The sequence below is a fragment of the Gammaproteobacteria bacterium genome (genome assembly GCA_035279405.1).
Lineage (GTDB): Bacteria > Pseudomonadota > Gammaproteobacteria > Natronospirales > REEB76 > REEB76.
Map to the genome: position 1 here is coordinate 1 of DATEHU010000045.1, position 1253 is coordinate 1253.

Sequence of the window (1253 nt, forward strand, 5' to 3'; positions counted from 1 at the left end):
CGCGCAGGCGTCCACCTGGCGCAAAAGACCGTCAAAGATAGCCCGCAAGACAAAGTGCAAGACATCCTGCTGGCCTTGCTGGCCGGGGTCCAGAGCCTGGTGCAACTCAACACGCTCTTGCGGCAGGAGAGCGGCTTGCAGCAGGCGGTGGGCCGCAGTCGCACCGCCGAGCAGTCGGTGGCCCAGCAAACCCTGGATGCCGCCAGCGCCGAGAACGTGGCCGAGGTGCAGCAGGTCCTCACCACGCTCTTGCAGCGCCACAGCCAGGTGGCCCGGCACCCGTTTCGCCAGCACTGGCTGATCCTGGATGCCGACCTGACCGGAATGCCGGCAGGCAAGCGAGCCGAAGAGAGCCTCAAAGGCTACTTCAGCGACCCACGCCAGCGCCGGGGTCGCCAGCAGGGGCGGGTGCTGGCGAGTCAGTACGGTGAGATCGTCGTCGATGCGCTTTCCCCGGGCAACACCTTGCTGGTGCAGGTGTTGCCTCAGCTCATCGAGCAGGCCGAGGGGGTGCTGGGCTTGCAGCCCTCGCAGCGCCGACGCACCATTTACCGCATCGATGGCGGCGGCGGCAGCATCGCCTCGCTCAACTTCTTGCTCTCGCGTGGCTACGCGGTGGTGAGCAAGGAGTACTCCTTCCGGCGTACCCAACTGCTCGCCAAGCAGGTCAGCCAGTGGGTCCCCGACCCGGCACAGCCCACCCGCGAGATGGGCTGGGTGCCAGAGGAGAGCACGGACTACGTGGCTCCGGTGCGGCGGCTGGTGGTGCGCTCCAAGAGTACCAAAGACCGCTGGCAGTACGCGGTGCTGCTGTTTGCTCATCTCTGCGACTTTGACCTGCTTACCTTGATGGGCGAGCGTCCCACCACCGATGCCGCTGCCATCATGGGAGCGTATCTGCACTTCTACGATCAGCGCGGCGGCGGCATCGAAAGCAGCTTCGGGCAGGACAAGAGCGGGCTGGGCATCACCAAACGCCACAAGAAGCGTTTCCAGGCCCAACGCTTCCTCATGCTGTTGGGAACGCTGGCTCATAATCTGCTGATCTGGTCGCGTCGTTGGCTGGCGGCGGCCAGCCCCCAGGTCGCCGGGCGCTTGCGGCACTACGGGATCAAACGCCTCGTGCGCGATCTCGCTCATATCAGCGGCGTCTTGCACTTTGACGCGCAGGGACGGCTGTGCGCCATCACGCTCTGCTCGGCCAACTCGCTGGCTAAGCTCATGCTTCTCCCTCTGCGTCACTTGCTTGCTCC

Annotated in this window: 1 protein-coding gene; it reads left to right on the plus strand. The window is 65.3% G+C overall.

Annotation, left to right across the window (positions count from 1 at the left end; translation table 11 throughout):
• Nucleotides 1-54: 54 nt before the first annotated feature.
• Nucleotides 55-1253, plus strand: a 1199-nt coding sequence (locus tag VJR90_10135) for a transposase (protein ID HKV97829.1), incomplete at its 3' end; no start/stop codon positions are given.